The following is a 19,249-nucleotide window of genomic DNA, read 5'->3' as shown; positions in this document are numbered from 1 at the left end:
ATGAATCTGCTCATCCTGCATCGCGTGCCCTATCCGCGCATCGAATATGCGCGCGGCATCGATCATGACGCCCACTTCGTCACGTACTTCGGCACGCGCGCGCTGCTCGACACGCTGCCGCCCGGCCTGCGCCACGAAGTCGTGGAGCGCCCCGGCCACGCCGGCACGTTCGACGAAGCGCGCGCGTGGCTGCAGCGCGAAGACCGTCGCTTCGACCGGATCATCGCGATGTCCGAATACGACCTGCTCGATGCGGCGCGCCTGCGCGAATGGCTCGGCGTGCCGGGCGCGACCGTCGGCGACGTCACGCTCGTGCGAGACAAGGTCGAAATGAAGGAGGCGGTACGGCGCGCCGGCCTGCGCGTGCCGCGCTTCGCTTCGGTCGCCGAGCTCCTGCGCGCGCCCGCCGCGTTGCCGTGGCGCGGCCGCACCGTGCTCAAGCCGATCAGCGGCGCGTCGAGCGAGGACGTCGTCATCTTCGATTCGCCCGCCGACATCGCCCAGGCGATCGCCGGCCGCCGCTCGGGCGTCGCGCGGCTCGACGGCGAAGTCCAGGCGATCGACGCCTACGAGCTCGAAGAATTCGTCGAAGGCGCGATCGTGCACTTCGACGGCCTCGTCGCGAACGGCGACGTGCTGACGCTGACCGCGAGCCGCTACATCGGCACCTGCCTCGGCTTCGCGCAGGGCGAGCCGCTCGGCTCGTACCACTTCCCGGTGTCGGACGACGCGGCCGCGTGGGTGCGCGCCACGCTCGCCGCCGTCGGCATCCGCCAAGGCAGCTTCCATCTGGAGGCGATCGAAAATCGCGCGGAGACGGTCTTCCTCGAAGTCGGCAATCGCGTCGGCGGCGCGGACGTCGTCGCGACATTCGAGCATGCAACGGGCGTCCACCTGCCGTCGGAGGAGCTGCGCGTGATGCTGGACGGCCGGCCGTCGCGCCCGCTGCCGCCGACGCAAACCCATCCGCACTGGCACGGGTGGTTCGTCTTCCCGGGTCACAAGCGCGAGGCCGACACGCATCGCGGCATCGCCGGAATCGACGCGTTTCGCGACGATCCTTCGCTCGTTCACTGGGCGGAGCTCGCGCCCGGCACGCCGCTGCCTCGCCGGATCACGTACTCGGCCCATGAGGCACCGCTCGCCGGCATCGTCGCCAGGCCGGACTGGCGGGACACGCGGGACTGGATCGACGCGCTCTTCGCCGCCGCCCGCAACGCCGAGCAACTGGCGCGCGCCGCGTAGCCGGATCGCAAAGGCCCGCCTCCATCTCAACCATCAGGAATTCATCGTGACCACACAACAGATCATCCCCGACACGCTCGATTGCAACACGCTCGCCGGCCAGCAGGCGCTCAATTCGTTCTATCTGAGGGAGCTCGCGCCGCCGAGCGCGCCCGAAACGGTTCCGCTGCCGGAAGACTACGCCCGCATCCTGGGGCTCGAAACGGCATGGAGCAACTATGAAGCATCCCGAATCGAACTCGGCGACGTGCCGGCCGACGCGGAGCAGTTCGAGGAATGGTACGTCGAGCTGCGCAACGCGCATCGCAAGGCGGTCGCGCCGTTCTTCGATTTTCTCGCCGAACAGGCGTCGCTGCCGCAGCTATCGCTGTTCGTCAGCCTCGAAGCGCAGGTGGACGGCCGCTTCGACGACATCATCGCGCTCTCGCAGCTCGGCATGGACGGCGACATGAAACTCGCGCTCGCCGAGAACTACTGGGACGAGATGGGTCTCGGCGATCTCGACGAGATGCACACGCGCGTGTTCACGCGCGCCGCGCCGTTCTTCAAGGCGCAGCTCGGCGCTCTCGATCTCGACCGGGACATCCCCGTCGCGGCGCTCAAGAACGGCAATCTGCTGCTGATGTATGCGCTGCGCCGCCAGCACGTCGGGCGCCTGCTCGGCGCGCTGACGCTGCTCGAGCAAACGGTCCCGTACCGCTTCACGCGGATGCTGAAAGGCATGCACCGCCACAACGTGCCGAAAGAGTTTCGCTACTACCACGATCTGCACGTGCCCGTCGACGCGAACCACGGCAAGCAGTTGGTCGCGCGGGTGCTGCTGCCACTCGCCCGCAAGAGCCCGCGCGTCATTCGCGATCTCTGCGAAGGCTGCCTGGTCCGCTTCCAGATCGAGCAGGAGTATTACGCGGGCGCGCGCGACGTGATGGATCGCCGCCTGCACTGAGCGTTCCGACGCGCAACCGGTTCGTCCCGTCGCCAACGACGACGCCATTCCAACCTTCGACTTCATCATGCATCCAACTCTCGCCTCCGATCTCGCCGACATCGATTCACATCTCGAACGCACGCTGCGCCACGCGACGTCGGCGCTCGCCGCGCTCGACACGCGTCCCGCCGCGCTCGCGCCGCCCCCCGCCAATCCGCAGCCGCTGCGCGACGACGGCATCGGGCTCGACGGCGCGCTCGCGGAGTTCGCGAAACGCTGGGCGCCCGGTTTCTCGGGCAGCCCGGGGCCGCGCTATCTCGGCTTCGTCACGGGCGGGGCAACGCCCGCGTCGCTCGCGGGCGATTGGCTCACGAGCGTCTACGACCAGAATCCGACCGCCGGCATCGACAGCGCCGCGCCAGATCTGGAGCGCGAGACCGTCGGCCAGTTGCGCGAGCTCTTCGGGTTGAGCGACGCGCAGCAAGGCGTTTTCGTGACGGGCGCAACGATGTCGAATCTCGTGGGCCTCGCACTGGGCCGCGAATGGCTCGGCGAGCGCAAGCGCGTCAACGTCTCCGAACAAGGGCTCGCCGCGCTCGGCGACGTGCGCGTGCTGTCGGCCGTGCCCCATTCGAGCATCTACAAGGCGCTGTCGGTGCTCGGCATCGGGCGCCGCGCGGTACGGAAGATCGCGACGCAACCCGGACGCGAATCGGTCGACGTCGCCGCGCTCGAAGCCGCGCTCGCCGCGCTGAACGGCGAGCCGGCGATCGTCGTCGCCAGCGCGGGCACGGTCAACACCGTCGATTTCGACGACCTGCGCGCAATCCACGCGCTGAAGGCGCGTTATCCGTTCTGGCTGCACGTCGACGCCGCGTTCGGCGCATTCGTCGCGCTCGTGCCTGAGTATGCCGCGCTCGTCGACGGGCTCGACGCCGCCGATTCGATCTGCATCGATCTGCACAAGTGGCTCAACGTGCCGTACGACGCGGCCGTCCAGTTCACCCGGCGCCGCGACCTGCAGGTACGCATATTCCAGAACAGCTCGGCTTATCTCGGCGTGCCGACCGACAACCCCGACTTCGTCCATCTGACGCCGGAGAACTCGCGCCGGCTGCGCGCGCTGGCGACATGGTTCGCGCTCGCCGCTTACGGGCGCGCGGGGCATGCGGAAATCGTCGCGCGCAACATCCGGCTCGCTCAGGCGCTCGGCGAACGGCTCGCGCAGACGCCGGGCCTGCGGCTCCTCGCGCCGACGCGCGTCAACGTCGTGTGCTTCACGCTGGCCGAGCGGCCCGACGAGGCGCGCGTGAACGCGTACGTGCGCGCGATACGGGATCTCGGCGACGTGTTCGTCACGAGCACCGTCTACGACGGCACGTGGGGCTTGCGCGTCGCCTTCACGAACTGGCGCACCGTCGACGACGACATCGAACGCATCGCTTCGTCGTTACGCGACGCGCTGAACGCGCTGCACTGACCATTTCCCGCCCCGAGAGGCCGAACGGCCGTCGTGACCGTTCGGCCGGGCAACCGTACCCCCCACCACACACGTCTTACAAAAGGAATCGAACATGTCGAATGAACCCCTGAGCGCCGGGCAAACCGTGCTGACCCGCGACAATGCCGCGCCAGTCGGCGACAACCGAAACTCGCAGACGGCCGGACCGACCGGACCCGATACGCTGCAGGACGTGCAGCTCGTTCAGAAGCTGCAGCGCTTCAATCGCGAACGGATTCCGGAGCGCGTCGTGCATGCGCGCGGCACCGGCGTCCACGGCCATTTCGTCGCGACGGCCGACATCTCGCACCTGACGCGCGCCGCCGTGTTTGCTCCCGGCAAGCGCACGCCGGCGTTCGTGCGCTTCTCCACGGTGATCCATCCGGCCGGCTCGCCCGAAACGCTGCGCGATCCTCGCGGTTTCGCGACCAAGTTCTACACGGACGAGGGGAACTGGGATCTGGTGGGGCTGAATCTGCCGGTGTTCTTCATTCGCGACGCGATCAAGTTTCCGGACATCGTTCACAGCTTCAAGCCGTCGCCCGTTCGCAACGTTCAGGATCCCGAACGCATATTCGACTTCCTGTCGCACGTTCCCGAGGTGACGCACATCCTGACCCGCCTGTACACGGATCTCGGCATTCCGGCGAGCTACCGGAAAATGGACGGCTACAGCGTGCACGCATACAAGTTCGTCGATGCGCAGGGACGCTATGCGTACGTCAAGTTTCGCTGGAAGAGCCTGCAAGGCGTCGCGACGCTCGACATCGATCAAGCGGCCGACATCCAGGGCAAGGATTTCAACAATCTGACCAACGATCTGTACCGGGCGATTGCCGCGGGCGAGTTCCCCCAATGGGATCTGTACATCCAGGTGCTGCAGCCCAGCGAGCTGAACCGCTTCTATTTCGATCCGCTCGACGCGACGAAGATCTGGCCCGACGTGCCCGAACAGAAGATCGGCACGCTCACGCTGGACCGCGTTCCCGACAATTTCTTCGAGGCGACGGAACAGGTCGCGCTGTCGCCCGCGAACCTCGTGCCCGGCATCGAGCCGTCGGAGGATCGGCTGCTGCAAGGGCGCATCTTCGCGTATTCGGACACGCAACTCTATCGGCTCGGCGCGAATCATTCGCAGTTTCCGGTCAACCGGCCGATCGCGCCGGTCGTCAATTACAACCAGAACGGCGCCGGCGATTACGGCGCGCGCAGCGGAGAAGTCAATTACGAGCCGAGTCACTTCAGCGACGTGCATGCCGATCCGCAGTATCGCTACAGCCAATTGCCGCTGACCGGAACGACGCGGCAAGAACCGATCCGCAAGCGACAGGACTTCCAGCAGGCGGGCGACTTCTATCGATCGCTGTCCGATACGGACAAGGCCCATCTCGTCAGGAATCTGTCAGGCGACTTGCGCCAGGTCACGAACGAGCGCAATCGCTATACGATCCTGAGCTTTCTCTATCGAGCCGATCCGGCCTACGGCACGTCTGTCGCCCAGGCGCTCGGCGACGACGCGGCCCGCGTGAAGGCCGAAGCCGCGCATCTCGAAGACTGAGCGCCGCCATGTCGGCGTAAACGCGGCGGCCTCGCGCATCGGCGCGCCGCGTCACTCGCCGCCCCCTCTTTCTCACGCCGCCTTCGACAACTCCGAGGCTTCGACGCCGAGATTCCCTCATGCCCTTGTGGTTGCACATAAAAACCATACATGCTACAAAGCACGTAGTTTCAATTTAAAACCATGCGTGTCTTCCGGCATGCCATTCGTTCATAGGAGAAGTTCGTGACGTACTACCGCACCCAGATCGTCGACGGCATCAAGATCTTCTACCGCGAAGCAGGCGACAGAAAGAATCCGACGCTTCTGCTCCTGCACGGTTTCCCCGCATCTTCGTTCATGTACCGCGATCTCATCGAACAGTTGAAGGACCGCTTTCATCTGATCGCCCCGGACTATCCTGGCTTCGGATACAGCGACGCGCCGTCCGTCGGGGCGTTCACGTACACGTTCGACCGCCTCGCCGACGTGATCGATGCATTCACGGCTCAGCTCGGCATCGAGCGCTACGGGCTGTATCTGCAGGATTTCGGCGGCCCCGTGGGCTTCCGTCTCGCAAGCCGGCATCCGGACAAAGTCACGTTTCTCGTCATTCAGAACGCGAATGCGTATGAGGAAGGGCTGCCCGACGATTTCTGGGCGCCCGCGCGCGCGCTCTGGAACGATCCTTCGCCCGAGAACTTCGACAAGATCCGCAACGCGGCGATCTCCGACGAAGCGCTCGAATGGAACTACACCCACGGCGTCGCCGACGTCGAGCGCGTGAATCCGGACAACTGGGTGCTGCAGCGCGCGCTGCTCGCGCGGCCGGGCAACAAGGAGATCATGCTCGCGCTGCTGTACGACTACCGGACCAATCTCGATCGCTATCCGGAATGGCATGCGTACTTCGAGGCCCATCAGCCGCCGACGCTCATCGTATGGGGCAAGCACGACGTGGTGTTCCCGGAAAGCGGCGCCCATCCGTATCGTCGGCATCTGAAGCAGCTCGACTTCCATCTGCTGGAAACCGGCCACTTCGCGCTCGAAGATCAATCCGCGGAAATCGCCGCGCACATCAAGCGGTTTGCGGAAAACGCCGTATCCGCATGAAGCCGATGCGCGCGCGCATCGCGCTTGCACGCCCCCTTTTTCGAACGGAGCCACCGATGCCCCCCGACACCGATACCCTACGCGCTTCCCCCGGCGAGTTCGACGCCGGCTACGCCGCGAGCCAGACGACCTTCGACGCGCCCACGCTCTCCCGCGCCGTCGCGCTGCTGTTCGCACTCGCCTGCGGCCTCGCGGTCGCCAACGTCTATTACTCTCAGCCGCTGCTCGACACGATGGCGCACGAGTTCGGCATCAGCCCCGCGACCATCGGCCTCGTCGTCACCGTCACGCAGATCGGCTACGGCTTCGGCCTGCTGCTCATCGTGCCGCTCGGCGATCTGCTCAATCGAAGGCGGCTGATCGTCGGACAGTCGCTGCTGTCGGTCCTCGCGCTGGTCGCGGTCGGCGTGTCGCCGACGAGCGCCATCCTGTTGATCGGCATGGCCGCCGTCGGCCTGCTCGCCGTCGTCACGCAGGTGCTCGTCGCGTACGCCGCGTTTCTCGCGCGCCCGAGCGAGCAAGGGCAAATCGTCGGCGTGGTGACGAGCGGCATCATCATCGGCATCCTGCTCGCGCGAACGGTGTCGGGCACGCTGTCCGACCTGTTCGGCTGGCGGTCCGTCTATTTCGTGTCGGCCGCCGCGACGCTCGCGATCGCCGCGTTGCTGTACCGCGCGCTGCCGGACCGGCACGAGGCCCGCTCGCACGTGCCCTACCCGCGCCTGATCGGCTCGGTGTTCACGCTGTTCGTCGAAGAGCCCGTGCTGCGCGTGCGCGCGACGATCGCGCTGCTCGTGTTCTCGGCGATCACAGTGCTCTGGACGCCGATGGTGCTGCCGCTCAGCGCGCCGCCGTTTTCGCTGTCGCATACGCAAGTCGGCCTGTTCGGTCTGGCGGGCGCCGTCGGCGCACTGGGCGCCGCCCGCGCGGGTCGACTGGCGGATCGAGGTTTCGCGCAGCGCACGACGGGCTACGCGCTGCTGCTGATGCTCGTTTCGTGGCTTCCCGTTGCGCTGCTCGACCGTTCGCTGTGGGCACTCGTCGTCGGCGTGGTGACGATCGACTTCGCGCTGCAATCCGTACACGTGGCGAATCAGAGCCTGATCTACCGGGTTCGGCCGGACGCGCGCAGCCGCCTGACCGCCGGCTACATGATCTGCTATTCTATCGGCTGCGCGAGCGGCTCCATCGGCTCGACGCTCGTCTACGCGCGATACGGATGGCTGGGCGTGTGCACCGCGGGCGCGCTCATCAGCGCGGCGGCACTCGTCTTCTGGGCGGCGACCCGGCATCTGACGCCGGAAACGCGGCCGGAAGCCGGATGATTCGCGACGGCCGGCGCGGCCGTCCAATCCGGCGCTTAGAACTCGCGCCGTTCACCGCACTGCCGTTCAACGACGATACCGAGGTCTGCTGGAAGCCCGCGTCGACCGACGCGGGCCCTTGCGCATAAGTCAGTGCCACGCCATACGTGCTGTCGAACCCCATTGCGCCGGCGTGATTGCCGAAGCCGTAGATCGCGTCGATGCCGAGGCCGTTATACGAGAACGTGTACTTGACCGAGTTCCGCACGGTCAGGAAGTTGCCGATGCCGTTGTACATCCAGCTATCCTGCCAGTAGTCGCCGACGGTCATCGGATCGAAGATGTCGCCCAGGGTGTCGTACAGCGGCGCGTATTGGTTGCCGAAGGTCAGCGAGCCATACCGGTTGCTCGACAGGCCGACATACGCTTGCCGGCTGAACAGCGTGTTCTGCACGTGCAGTTTCCCGTCGCCGAGTTCGAAGCCGTTCTCGAAGCGGAAGATCGCCGACAGGCCGCCGCCCAGATCTTCGCTGCCGCGCAGGCCCCATCGGCTGTGCGTTTGCGGACCGACCGTCATCCCGATCAGAAGCGCCTTGCTCAACCGACTCCCGCCTCACCGCTTCGCACAGGCTCGCCCCGGTCCGCGCCCGTTCGCGCCAGCACCGGTTCGAGCGCGCGCCCCGTATGGCTCGCGCTCACCTGCGCGAGCCCTTCCGGATGCGCGGCCGCCACGATCGCGCCGCCGCCCGCGCCGCCCTCCGGGCCGAGGTCGATGATCCAGTCCGCTTCAGCGATCACGTCGAGGTCGTGCTCGATCACGACGACACTGTGCCCCGCGTCCACGAGCCGGTGCAGCACGCGGATCAGCTTCGCGACGTCCGCCATGTGCAGGCCCACGGTCGGTTCGTCGAGCACGTATAGCGTGTGCGGCGCTTTCTGGCCGCGCCGCGTGATGTCGTCGCGCACCTTGCTGAGCTCGGTGACGAGCTTGATGCGCTGCGCCTCGCCGCCGGACAAGGTCGGCGACGGCTGGCCTAGCGTCAGATAACCGAGGCCGACGTCCTTCATCAGTTGCAGCGGGTGCGCGATGTTCGAGATCGGCGCGAAGAACTCCACCGCTTCGTCGATCTCCATCGTCAGCACGTCGCCGATGTTCCGGCCGCGCCACGTCACCGCGAGCGTCTCCGGGTTGAAGCGTTGCCCGTGGCACACGTCGCACGGCACCTTCACGTCGGGCAGGAAGCTCATGCCGATCGTGCGCACGCCTTGCCCTTCGCACGCAGGGCAACGCCCTTCGCCGGTGTTGAACGAGAAACGCGACGCCGTGTAGCCGCGCGCACGGGCCTCCAGCGTGTCCGCGAACAGCTTGCGGATCGTGTCCCACACGCCGATGTAGGTCGCCGGGCATGAGCGCGGCGTCTTGCCGATCGGCGTCTGATCGACTTCGAGCACGCGGTCGATATGCTCCCAGCCGCTGATCGATTCGCAGCCCTGCCACGCATGCGTGACGTTCAGCGACGGCCGTGGCGCGCTGCGCGCCAGCACGCTCGTGCGGCGATTCCCCGCCTGCGGCGCTTCCTGCTGCGCGGCCTTGCGCGCGCGCCGCGTCGCGGGCGACGACAGCACCGAGCGGCCCACCGCGTCGAGCAGGTTGGTCATCAGCACATCGCGCGCGAGCGTCGATTTGCCCGAGCCGCTCACGCCCGTCACCGCGACGAGCCGCGCGAGCGGAATGCCGACCGTGACGTCGCGCAGGTTATGCAGCCTTGCGCCGTGCACCGTCAGCCAGGTCTGCGGCACCGCTGGCCCGTTCTTCTTGCCAGGCGGATTCACGCCGCGGCGCGTCTGCAGCGGATGCGTCATCGGTTGGGCGAGCAGGCGCCCCGTCACCGACTCGGACTGCGCGGACAGATCCGCCACCCCGCCCTGCGCGACCAGCGTGCCGCCGCGCTTGCCGGCGCCCGGGCCGATGTCGATGATGTGATCGGCGCGGCGAATCGTGTCTTCGTCGTGCTCGACGACGACGAGCGTATTGCCCTTGTCGCCGAGCTTGCGCAGCGCGTTCAGCAGGATCTGGTTATCGCGCGGATGCAGGCCGATCGTCGGCTCGTCGAGCACGTAGCAGACACCCTGCAGGTTGCTGCCCAGTTGCGCCGCAAGCCGGATGCGTTGCGCTTCGCCGCCCGACAGGCTCGGCGCCGCGCGATCGAGGCTCAGGTAGCCGAGCCCGACTTCCTCGAGAAACGCGAGGCGGCTGCCGATTTCGCCGACGATGTCGCGCGCGATCTGCGCGTCCCGCCCCGCGAGCCGCAGGCCGTCGATCCAGCGGCGCGTATCCGATACGGTCCATTGCGCGACGTCGACGATCGAATGGCCGTCGAAGGTCACCGCGCGCGCGGACGGATTCAGACGCGTGCCGCCGCAATCCGGGCACGGCGCGTCGCCGACGCCCTCCGGTTCCTGCTCGTCGGAGGGCAGCGTCTGCTCGCGGCCGCGGCCGTCTTCGGCAAGCACCGTGTCGTCGTACGCCGCGCGCTGCTCGCGCGTGAGCGCGAGGCCGGTGCCCACGCAGGCCGTGCACCAGCCATGCTTGCTGTTGTACGAGAACATCCGCGGGTCCAGCTCCGGGTAGCTCGTGCCGCACACCGGGCACGCGCGCTTCACCGACAGCACCTTGACCGCGCCGACGCGAGCGGTGGAAAGACGGTTGGCCATCGCGTGATGCAGGCCGTCGAGCGGCGCGAGCAGATGCATCACGCCCTTGCCGAGCTCGAGCGCCTCGTTCAGACGCTGTCTCAGCTCGGCCTCGTTGTCCGGCGACACGACGAGGTCGGCCACCGGCAGCTCGATCGTATGCTCGCGGAAGCGGTCGATCTTCGGCCACGGGTCCACCGTCACGAATTCGCCGTCGACGCGCAGATGCGTGTTGCCGCGCGCCTTCGCCCACTTCGCGAGATCCGTATACACGCCCTTGCGGTTGACGACGAGCGGCGCGAGCAGCCCGACGTGCTCGCCGCGGTGATCGCGCAGCAACTGCGCGGCGATCGATTCGACGGTTTGCGACGTCACCGGCGTGCCGTCATGGATGCAATGCTGAAGGCCGAGCTTCACGTACAGCAGCCGCAGGAAGTGCCACACTTCGGACGTCGTCGCGACCGTGCTCTTGCGGCCGCCGCGCGACAGCCGCTGCTCGATCGCCACCGTCGGCGGAATGCCGTACACCGCATCGACTTCCGGTCGCCCCGCCGGCTGCACGATCGAGCGCGCGTACGCGTTCAGCGATTCGAGGTAGCGGCGCTGGCCTTCGTGAAAGAGGATGTCGAATGCGAGCGTCGACTTGCCGGAGCCGGACACGCCAGTCACCACGTTGAACTTGCCGTGCGGAATGTCGACGTCGAGCGCCTTCAGGTTGTGTTCGCGCGCGTTGACGATCCGCACGACGTCCTCGCCTTCGATCGCCCGCCGCGCCCGCGCCGCGTTCAACACGGCCTGCAACGGCACGCCCTGCCCGGCGGGCTCGGCCTGCGCCCCCGGCGCGCGGTCGTAGTGCAACAGCGCCGCGCCGGTATGCGAGCCGGCGCAGGCTTTCACTTCGTCGGGCGTGCCCGCGCATAGCACGAGGCCGCCGCCGTCGCCGCCTTCAGGGCCGAGGTCGATCAGCCAGTCGGCCGCGCGGATCACGTCGAGATTGTGCTCGATCACGATCAGCGAATGGCCTGCCGCAAGCAGCTTGCCGAACGCCTGCATCAGCTTCGCGATGTCGTCGAAGTGCAGCCCCGTGGTCGGCTCGTCGAACATGAAAAGACGCGCGGTGCGCGCCTGTCTCGCGTCAGTCCGGCGCACGCCGCCGGTTTTCGCGGATTCGGCGAGAAAGCCCGCCAGTTTCAGGCGCTGCGCTTCGCCGCCCGACAGCGTCGGCACCGGCTGGCCGAGCTTCACGTACTCGAGCCCGACGTCGACGATCGGCTGCAGCACGCGCAACACCTCGGCGTCGGCGGCGAAGCACGCCGCGGCCTCGCTGACGGTGAGATCGAGCACGTCGGCAACGCTGAGCGCGCGGCCGCCGCGCTCGATCCGCACTTCGAGAATCTCGGCCCGGTAGCGCCGGCCGTCGCAGTCCGGGCAGCGCAGGTAGACGTCGCTCAGGAACTGCATCTCGATGTGCTCGAAGCCGGAGCCGCCGCACGTCGGGCAGCGGCCGTCGCCCGAGTTGAAGCTGAACGTGCCCGCGCCGTAGCCGCGTTGCAGCGCGAGCGGCGCCTTCGCGAACAGCTTGCGGATCTCGTCGAACGCGCCGACATAGCTCGCCGGATTCGAGCGCGTGGTCTTGCCGATCGGCGACTGGTCGACGAACACGACATCGCTCACCTGCTCCGCGCCCGCGAGGCGGCGGTACGCGCCCGGCGACTCGGTGGCCTTGCCGAAGTGCCGCGCCATCGCCGGATAGAGCACGTCCTGCAACAGCGTCGATTTGCCGGAACCCGACACGCCGGTCAAGCAAACGAGCCGCCGCAACGGAATCTCGACCGTCACGTCGCGCAGATTGTGCTCGCTCGCGCCCTCGAGCACGATGCGCGGCGTGTGCGCGTCCACGGGCCGGCGCGACCAGTGCGACGCGTGCGCGACGTGCTTGCGGCCGCCGAGATACTCGCCCGTCAGCGTCTGGGCCGAGCGGATGTCGCCGGGCGTGCCGTCGTAGACGATCGTGCCGCCGCGCTCACCCGGGCCGGGGCCCATGTCGATCAGCCGGTCGGCCGCGAGCATCACCGACGGATCGTGTTCGACGACGACGAGCGTATTGCCCGCGTCGCGCAGGCGCTGCATCGCCTCGACGATCCGGTTCAGGTCGCGCGGATGCAGCCCGATGCTCGGCTCGTCGAGCACGAAGAGCGTCTTCGTGAGCGACGTGCCGAGCGCCGTCGTCAGGTTGATCCGCTGCACCTCGCCGCCCGACAGCGTGCGGCTCTGCCGGTCGAGCGTCAGATAGCCGAGCCCCACGTCGCACAGATACTTCAGCCGCGTGCGCACCTCGGCGAGCAGCAGCTTCAGCGCATCGTCGAGCAGCGCGCTCGGCAGGCTGATGTCGTCGAAGAAGCGGCGAATGCGCTCGATCGGCAGCAGCATCAGGTCGTGCACCGTCAGGCCCGGCAGCGCTTCGAGCTGCGCGCGGGTCCAGTCGACGCCGCGCGGCATGAAGCGATCGGCGCTCGCGAGCACCGCGTCGGCGTTCGCCTTCGTGCCGAGCCGCCACAGCAGCGCTTCCGTCTTCAGGCGCGCGCCGCCGCACACCTCGCAAGGCGTGTAGCTGCGGTATTTCGACAGCAGCACGCGGATATGCATCTTGTACGCTTTCGATTCGAGGTAGCCGAAGAAGCGCTTCACGCCGTACCACTGGCTCTGCCACTTGCCGTTCCAGTCCGGCGAGCCGGTGACGACCCAGTCCCGCTCTTCGTCCGACAGCTCGGCCCACGGCGTATCGCGCCGGATGCCCGCCTGCGCCGCATGGCGCATCAGGTCGTCCTGGCATTCCTTCCAGGCGGGCGTCTGCATCGGCTTGATCGCGCCGCCGCGCAGCGTCTTGCGCGCGTCGGGAATCACGAGGCCGAGATCGACGCCGATCACGCGGCCAAAGCCGCGGCAGGTTTCGCACGCGCCGTACGCCGAGTTGAAGGAGAACAGCGCCGCCTGCGGATCCGCGTAGCGCAGATCGCTGTCGGGGTCATGGAGCCCGGTGGAGTATCGCCATACCTGAGACTGTGCGGCCGTGTCGCTCGCGTTCTCCGGCACCTGCGCGAGCACGTAGACGCTCACCCGCCCGCCGCCGCGCTTCAACGACGCTTCGATCGCCTCGATCGCGCGCGCCTTGTCGACCTGACGCAGACGAAAGCGGTCGGCCACCACGTCGAGCACCTTGCGCGGCCCGGTGGGCGACGCGATTTCGCGCCGCGCCTGCACCCGCGTATAGCCGCTCGCCGACAGCCACTGCTCGACTTCCTCGTCGCTCGCGGTTTCCGGCAACTCGACGGCGAACGTGACCGCGAGCCGCGGATCGTGATCCGCCGTGCGCGCGAAGAGGTCCGCATAGATCGTCTCAGGCGTGTCGTGCCGCACCGGCCGCGCGGTCTTGCGGTCGAACAGTTCCGCCGCGCGCGCGTACAGGAGCTTCAGGTGATCGTTGAGCTCGGTCATCGTGCCGACGGTCGAGCGCGAACTGCGGACCGGATTGGTCTGGTCGATCGCGATCGCGGGCGGCACGCCGTCGACGCGGTCCACCTGCGGCCGGTCCATCCGATCGAGAAACTGCCGCGCATACGCGCTGAACGTCTCGACGTAGCGCCGCTGGCCCTCCGCGTACAGGGTGTCGAACACGAGACTCGACTTGCCGGAGCCCGACGGGCCGGTGACGACCGTCATTTCGCCGGTGCGCAGATCGAGATCGATATGCTTGAGATTGTGCTGACGTGCTCCGCGAATGCGGATCAGATTGCTGGATGACAATTTGTCTGCCCGTCTGAATGAGTTAGCCAGAGTTCGCGGCGCCGAAAGGCTGCGGGAGGCTCGCAGGCCCGGCGCACGCATTGCTGCGCGGGCACCGGTGCGGCTCGATTTCGACGAGTACTATACTGGATATTTATACAGCTTTCCATGACTATCTCAGACCGATGCCGTGCGGAACGGGCGGCCGCCTTGGGGCGGCGCCTGGCGGCAACGGGCGCACGACGCACATATGAATGCAGGCATGGACCATCCCGGGCAGCACGGCGAGATCGACCGGCACGCCGGCTTGCCGCAATCGCTGCGCATACGCTTGGCGCTTCGTCGCGCAACGGATCGTATTCGCACGCCGGCAACGTGACTGGCGGCAACCCCTCGCGCGAAGCCGCCCGTAGCGGCGACACGCAAGGCGAGCCGCCCTCGGCCTGATCGGCCAGGTACATATCGAAGCAATACCGCATGACCTCCTGCGCGAGGTAGTAGCCTTGCTCATAAGTCCGATAGGACTCCGTGTTCATCGACGCATCCAGCGGCGGGTACAGCAACAACTGATGCGCGATCGGCGGACCGCCCTGCTCCCGGGCGACCAGGCAGGCCGCCGCCGCGAGGTTCCCTCCCGCGCTGTCGCCGCCGACGTCGATGCGCGCAGGGTCGAGCTCCAGCAGCGTGGCAATGTTGGCGTCGATCGGCGCATGTTCAGCGGCGCCGTTCCAGGAAGGGCAACAGATGCCCGATAAAGGCGTCGGGCGCCTCTTCCATGATGAAGTGACCACAATCGGGTACGACCGCGCCCTGCAAATCCGTGGCGTTATCGCGCATGGTGACCAGCGGCGCGTCGCAGGTGGCATGTTCGGCGCCGATGGCGAGCACCGGCATCGTCAGCTTGCGCTTCGCACGCTCCCGATTCTGGCGGACCGTCTCCGGAATGGCACGGTAATAGGAAAAACCGCCGCGCAAACCACCCGGAGCCGCATAGGCGTCGACATAAACATCGACAGCCACACAATCGCGCCGGAACGACCAGCGGTTGAACATGAACTCCAGATAGGCGCGTTCACGCCCGGCAATCAGCGTCTCGGGCAAGTCGGCGAGCTGATTGAACATGAAATGCCAGAGGAAGATGTTTTCTTCCGGCGGGACGAAGATCGGCGGCGCGGGGGCCAGCCCGGGAATCACCGCCTCGGTGAGCGCGAGCGCCGTCACCGCCTCGGGTCGATCGCTGGCCAACGCATAGGCCACCCACATGCCGACGTCGTGACCCGCCACCTGGTAGACGTCGAAGCCGAGCAGCGTCATCACGCGATGCAAGGTGGCGGCCGTGTGACCGGTGTCATAGCCGACATGCGGCCGGTCGGAATAGCCGGTGCCTGGCGGATCGACAGCAACAGCCATGAAGCCATGCGCTGCGAGCGCCTGCATGACATGGCGCCACGCGTACCAGGTCTGCGGCCACCCTGGAATCAGCAGGACAGGGGTACCGGCGCCGGCGATCACACAATGCACGCGCTGACCATCGATGCGCACATATTGGTGGGTGAAGCCTTGGGAGTTGGCCGATGGCGGCGGAAGTTGAGCGGACATATCGATTTTCCGTAGCAATGCGGGAAGCGGCTCACGCCATGCCGAGCATGGCGTGGATTTGTCGTGGATTGACCGCGGCGCCGGCGAAGTCGTCGAAGATGCGCTCCGTCACGCGGATGATGTGGTCATTGATGAACGCGACGCCTTCGCGCGCGCCGTCCTCCTGGTCCTTGAGACAGCATTCCCACTCCAGGGTGGCCCAGCCCGTGTAGTCGTATTGCGCGAACTTGGAGAAGATCGCCTTGAAGTCGACCTGACCGTCGCCGAGCGAGCGGAAACGGCCGGCACGCTCCAGCCATGAACTGTAGCCGCCGTAGATGCCTTGCCGGCCCGAGGGAAGAAATTCGGCATCCTTCACATGGAACATGCGGATGTGCTCGCGGTAGATGTCGATGTAGGCCAGATAGTCCAACTGCTGCAACACGAAATGACTGGGATCGAACAGGATCTTGCAGCGCGCGTGCTGACCAACCAGCGCATGGAAGCGTTCGAAGGTGATGCCGTCATGCAGGTCCTCGCTCGGGTGGATCTCGTAACAGAGGTTGACGCCGTTTTCATCGCAGACATCGAGAATCGGCCGCCAGCGCCGCGCCAGCTCGTCGAAGGCCGTCTCGATCAGGCCCGCGGGCCGCTGGGGAAAGGGAAACAGGTAGGGCCACGCAAACGAGCCCGAGAAGGTGCCCATGTCGGTCAGCCCCAGGCGGCGTGAGGCCCGTGCCGCCAGCTTGAGTCGGTCCAGGGCCCATGCCGTGCGCGCGATCGGATTGCCGCGCACGGCCTCGGGGGCGAAGTTGTCGCACATCGCGTCGTACGCCGGATGCACCGCGACCAGTTGCCCGAAGATGTGCGTGGTCAACTCGCTGATCTCCAGGCCATGCTCGGCCAGGGAGCCCTTCACTTCGTCGCAATAATCCTGACTGTCCGCAGCGGTCTCCACGTCGAACAGACGCCCGTCCCAGGCGGGAATCTGCAACGCCTTGAAGCCAACGCCGGCGGCCCATTGCGCGATGTCCGGCAAGCTGTCGAACGGGGTGGCATCGTCGGCGAACTGCGCGAGATGAAGGCTGGGGCCCTTGAGGGTACGCATGCGAAGCTCCAATTGTTTGTTGATTGACAAAGAATAGAATGAGGGAACATCGCATGTCAACACGACGCGCGATAAAATCGACGCAACGATGTATCGACGGATGAGAGAGGCGATGGCGGGACGACCGAGAGAATTTGATCGCGACATGGCCCTGAAACGGGCCATGCTCGCGTTCTGGCGACGCGGCTATGAAGGCACGTCGATGTCTGACCTGGTCGAAGTCATGGGCATCGCGTCAGCACGCATCTATGCCGCCTTTGGCAGCAAGGAGGCGCTGTTCCACGAAGCCGTGACGCTCTACGAGCAAGGCGACGGCGGTTTCGCCGACCGCGCCCTCAGCGAGGAAACCGATGTCCGCGCGGCCATCGAACGGATGCTGCGCGACGCCATAGCCACCTATACCAAGCGCGGCCATCCCCACGGCTGCATGGTGGTATCCGCCGCCACCAACTGCGCGGCCGAAAACGAAGGTGTCGTGGAATGGCTGGCGGCACATCGGCGTGCACGCACGCAATCGATCGCCGAGCGCCTGCGGCTCGCAACCGAACAAGGGCAGCTCGCGCCGGGAACCGACATCAAGGCGTTGGCCGATTTCTATGCGACCCAGTTGCATGGCATCTCCGTTCAGTCCCGCGATGGGGTATCGAAGGAGCGCCTGCTGGCGTCCATCGGTCCGGCCATGATGCCGCTCGCGATGGCTTTGCGTGACATGGCGTGACCTATCATGCCGAACGGCCGCAATGAAACGCCGGGCAGGACATTCAATGAACGGTTCCCACATGGGTTGCATCGGCATCGCGTGTCGGCAAACGATATCGGAAATGCAAGCGCTCCAGCTCAATTCGGCCATCCATCCGGTTGACGTCACAAGTCTTCTGCCCATGCGGCAAACGGACGAATCAGCAAGGATTGCCAAGCTTTCCCCCTATCCTGGGCATTCACTCGCCAAGCCGTCACAAGCGATACGGCGCCGCCGACGGGCGCGTGCGTAACCGTCGCCGCTGCGACCTAAATTGATAGTTATGCTCGGTAAGTTCGTGCCGATCAGCACCATTTCGATCTGAAGATCGTTGAAAGCAGCCAAAGCTGCCGAGCTTTGCTGCAAGCCGATTCCTGGATCGACCACACTGCAACCGCAGTTGGCACCCAAAGTACCCATACCCGATACCGCGCGCAAGAGAGCCTACTCCCTGCCTTCCGATTCCCGCGTCGCACGGTGAGCGATCGGGGGCGGTCGGAATAAACACGATGGCCTGTCCGTTTACTAACGGCTCTTCCGCGTTCGGAGCGCAATCATGAAACAGGTTCATGCGGCGCTCGGCGCTGCATTGGCGGCTATCGTGCTGGCGAGCGTCGTGGCGTGCGGCGGTTCCACACACGCCAGGCAATACCAGGTCAGCGCCCTGGTCTCCGACGGTGCGCTTCCGGCTGCTCACGTGGATGTCAACCTGAAGAATCCTTGGGGCATTGCCTTCAATCCCCAGGGCTTTGTATGGGTTGCGGATAACGGCTCGCAGCATGCGACCCTCTATGATGGCAACGGCGTGCCGCAGTCTCTCGTTGTGACCATTCCCCCCGGCGCCAGCGGCGACCCCGATCCGACCGGCATTGTGTTCAATGGCACGACCGACTTCATGGTGACCCAGGGCGCCAAGTCGGGACCCGCAGCCTTCATTTTCGTGGGAGAGGGCGGGACCATAGCCGCATGGTCGCCCGCAATCAATCCGACATCGGCGGTCACGGTGTTCGACAGCCGTGGCGCCGCCGTCTACAAGGGGCTGGCGATGGCCAGCAATAATGGGGCGAATTTCCTGTACGCGACGGATTTCCACAATAACCGGATCGACGTATTCGATCGGACCTTCACGAAGGTCACGCCGGCCGGCGCGTTTCAAGACCCCTCGTTGCCAGCAGGATTCGCGCCGTTCGGAATCCAGGCGATCGGCTCGAAACTTTTCGTCGCTTACGCGAAGCAGGACGCGGCAGCGCATGATGACGTTGCTGGCGCAGGCTTCGGCTTGATCGACGTGTTCAGCCCGTCGGGCCAATTCATTCAGCGCTTCACCACCGGCGGGCCGCTGAACGCGCCGTGGGGCATGGCGCGGGCGCCTGCGAATTTTGGTCGCTTCGGCAATGCCATTCTGGTCGGCAACTTCGGCGACGGCATGATCCACGCGTTCGAGGCGGCTTCTGGAATGTTACTTGGGACCCTGCAGCACGCCGATGGCAGTGCGATCGTCGAGCCGGGGCTGTGGGGCATCGCATTCGGCAACGGGCTCAACAGCCAACCCACCGATACACTGTTCTTCGCCGCCGGACCCAATGACGAAGCCGACGGCCTTTATGGCCGCATCGACGTGGAACCGTGATCGCAATCGCCGGGACGGCATGGTGTGACGTAATACCGACGCTCGACAAGAACCCGCCAAACCGTCCGCCGCCGCCCTATCCCGTACCG

The 19,249-nt window shown here is 66.3% G+C and carries 12 protein-coding genes and 1 pseudogene; 8 read left to right on the top strand and 5 right to left on the bottom strand.

The genetic code is table 11. The features are described 5' to 3' along the window. The 6 genes from WS92_RS03505 (at position 1) to WS92_RS03480 (ending at position 7,649) form a co-directional block, all read left to right on the top strand. Complete coding sequence (locus WS92_RS03505) at positions 1-1,245, top strand: ATP-grasp domain-containing protein (RefSeq protein ID WP_059933587.1); 1,245 nt, start codon at positions 1-3, stop codon at positions 1,243-1,245. 46 nt (positions 1,246-1,291) lie between these two features. Next, on the top strand, positions 1,292-2,191 hold the full coding sequence (locus WS92_RS03500) for an iron-containing redox enzyme family protein (protein WP_059933590.1): 900 nt from the start codon (positions 1,292-1,294) through the stop codon (positions 2,189-2,191). 67 nt (positions 2,192-2,258) lie between these two features. Next, complete coding sequence (locus WS92_RS03495) at positions 2,259-3,653, top strand: pyridoxal phosphate-dependent decarboxylase family protein (RefSeq protein WP_059933593.1); 1,395 nt, start codon at positions 2,259-2,261, stop codon at positions 3,651-3,653. 94 nt (positions 3,654-3,747) lie between these two features. Next, on the top strand, positions 3,748-5,232 hold the full coding sequence (locus WS92_RS03490; protein ID WP_059933596.1) for a catalase: 1,485 nt from the start codon (positions 3,748-3,750) through the stop codon (positions 5,230-5,232). A gap of 225 nt (positions 5,233-5,457) precedes the next feature. Next, positions 5,458-6,324, top strand: coding sequence for an alpha/beta fold hydrolase (locus WS92_RS03485; protein WP_015604149.1), 867 nt, complete (start codon positions 5,458-5,460; stop codon positions 6,322-6,324). Positions 6,325-6,380: 56 nt separating this feature from the next. Then, the gene (locus tag WS92_RS03480) at positions 6,381-7,649 is read left to right on the top strand and encodes an MFS transporter (protein ID WP_015602695.1); all 1,269 of its coding nucleotides are present in this window, start codon (positions 6,381-6,383) and stop codon (positions 7,647-7,649) included. A 43-nt stretch (positions 7,650-7,692) separates the two neighbouring features. On the opposite strand, the pseudogene WS92_RS03475 reads toward WS92_RS03480, so the two are convergent. The 5 genes and pseudogenes from WS92_RS03475 to WS92_RS03460 all read right to left on the bottom strand — a co-directional run. Continuing rightward, positions 7,693-8,214: pseudogene (locus WS92_RS03475) on the bottom strand (porin); the annotation flags it as partial. An 11-nt stretch (positions 8,215-8,225) separates the two neighbouring features. Further along, positions 8,226-14,126: an excinuclease ABC subunit UvrA gene (gene uvrA, locus WS92_RS03470; protein ID WP_059933598.1), complete on the bottom strand. Its 5,901-nt coding sequence runs from the start codon at positions 14,124-14,126 to the stop codon at positions 8,226-8,228. Further along, positions 14,108-14,896: an alpha/beta hydrolase fold domain-containing protein gene (locus WS92_RS36305; protein ID WP_231755975.1), complete on the bottom strand. Its 789-nt coding sequence runs from the start codon at positions 14,894-14,896 to the stop codon at positions 14,108-14,110. The genes uvrA and WS92_RS36305 overlap by 19 nt, the downstream gene beginning before the upstream one ends. Continuing rightward, positions 14,820-15,704, bottom strand: coding sequence for an alpha/beta fold hydrolase (locus WS92_RS03465; protein WP_059933601.1), 885 nt, complete (start codon positions 15,702-15,704; stop codon positions 14,820-14,822). Before WS92_RS03465 ends, WS92_RS36305 begins: the two co-directional genes overlap by 77 nt. A 31-nt stretch (positions 15,705-15,735) precedes the next feature. Then, positions 15,736-16,791: a sugar phosphate isomerase/epimerase family protein gene (locus WS92_RS03460; protein WP_059933604.1), complete on the bottom strand. Its 1,056-nt coding sequence runs from the start codon at positions 16,789-16,791 to the stop codon at positions 15,736-15,738. Between the two features lie 112 nt (positions 16,792-16,903). Between WS92_RS03460 and WS92_RS03455 the strand changes: the two genes are divergently transcribed. Both WS92_RS03455 and WS92_RS03450 read left to right on the top strand, forming a co-directional pair. After that, positions 16,904-17,509, top strand: coding sequence for a TetR/AcrR family transcriptional regulator (locus tag WS92_RS03455; RefSeq protein WP_043283032.1), 606 nt, complete (start codon positions 16,904-16,906; stop codon positions 17,507-17,509). 577 nt (positions 17,510-18,086) lie between these two features. After that, on the top strand, positions 18,087-19,160 hold the full coding sequence (locus WS92_RS03450) for a TIGR03118 family protein (protein ID WP_059933607.1): 1,074 nt from the start codon (positions 18,087-18,089) through the stop codon (positions 19,158-19,160). Positions 19,161-19,249 lie beyond the last annotated feature (89 nt).

The organism is Burkholderia sp. MSMB1588 (assembly GCF_001546925.1).
Classification (GTDB): Bacteria; Pseudomonadota; Gammaproteobacteria; order Burkholderiales; family Burkholderiaceae; genus Burkholderia; species Burkholderia humptydooensis.
This window is presented reverse-complemented; position numbering and strand designations above follow the sequence as displayed.

Excerpts from the sequence above, each read along its gene's own strand:
- WS92_RS03505 (WP_059933587.1), top strand. The coding sequence starts at position 1 with ATGAATCTGCTCATCCTGCATCGCGTGCCCTATCCGCGCATCGAATAT.
- WS92_RS03495 (WP_059933593.1), top strand. The coding sequence starts at position 2,259 with ATGCATCCAACTCTCGCCTCCGATCTCGCCGACATCGATTCACATCTC.
- WS92_RS03490 (WP_059933596.1), top strand. The coding sequence starts at position 3,748 with ATGTCGAATGAACCCCTGAGCGCCGGGCAAACCGTGCTGACCCGCGAC.
- WS92_RS03480 (WP_015602695.1), top strand. The coding sequence starts at position 6,381 with ATGCCCCCCGACACCGATACCCTACGCGCTTCCCCCGGCGAGTTCGAC.
- WS92_RS03465 (WP_059933601.1), bottom strand. The coding sequence starts at position 15,704 with ATGTCCGCTCAACTTCCGCCGCCATCGGCCAACTCCCAAGGCTTCACC.
- WS92_RS03460 (WP_059933604.1), bottom strand. The coding sequence starts at position 16,791 with ATGCGTACCCTCAAGGGCCCCAGCCTTCATCTCGCGCAGTTCGCCGAC.
- WS92_RS03455 (WP_043283032.1), top strand. The coding sequence starts at position 16,904 with ATGGCGGGACGACCGAGAGAATTTGATCGCGACATGGCCCTGAAACGG.
- WS92_RS03450 (WP_059933607.1), top strand. The coding sequence starts at position 18,087 with ATGAAACAGGTTCATGCGGCGCTCGGCGCTGCATTGGCGGCTATCGTG.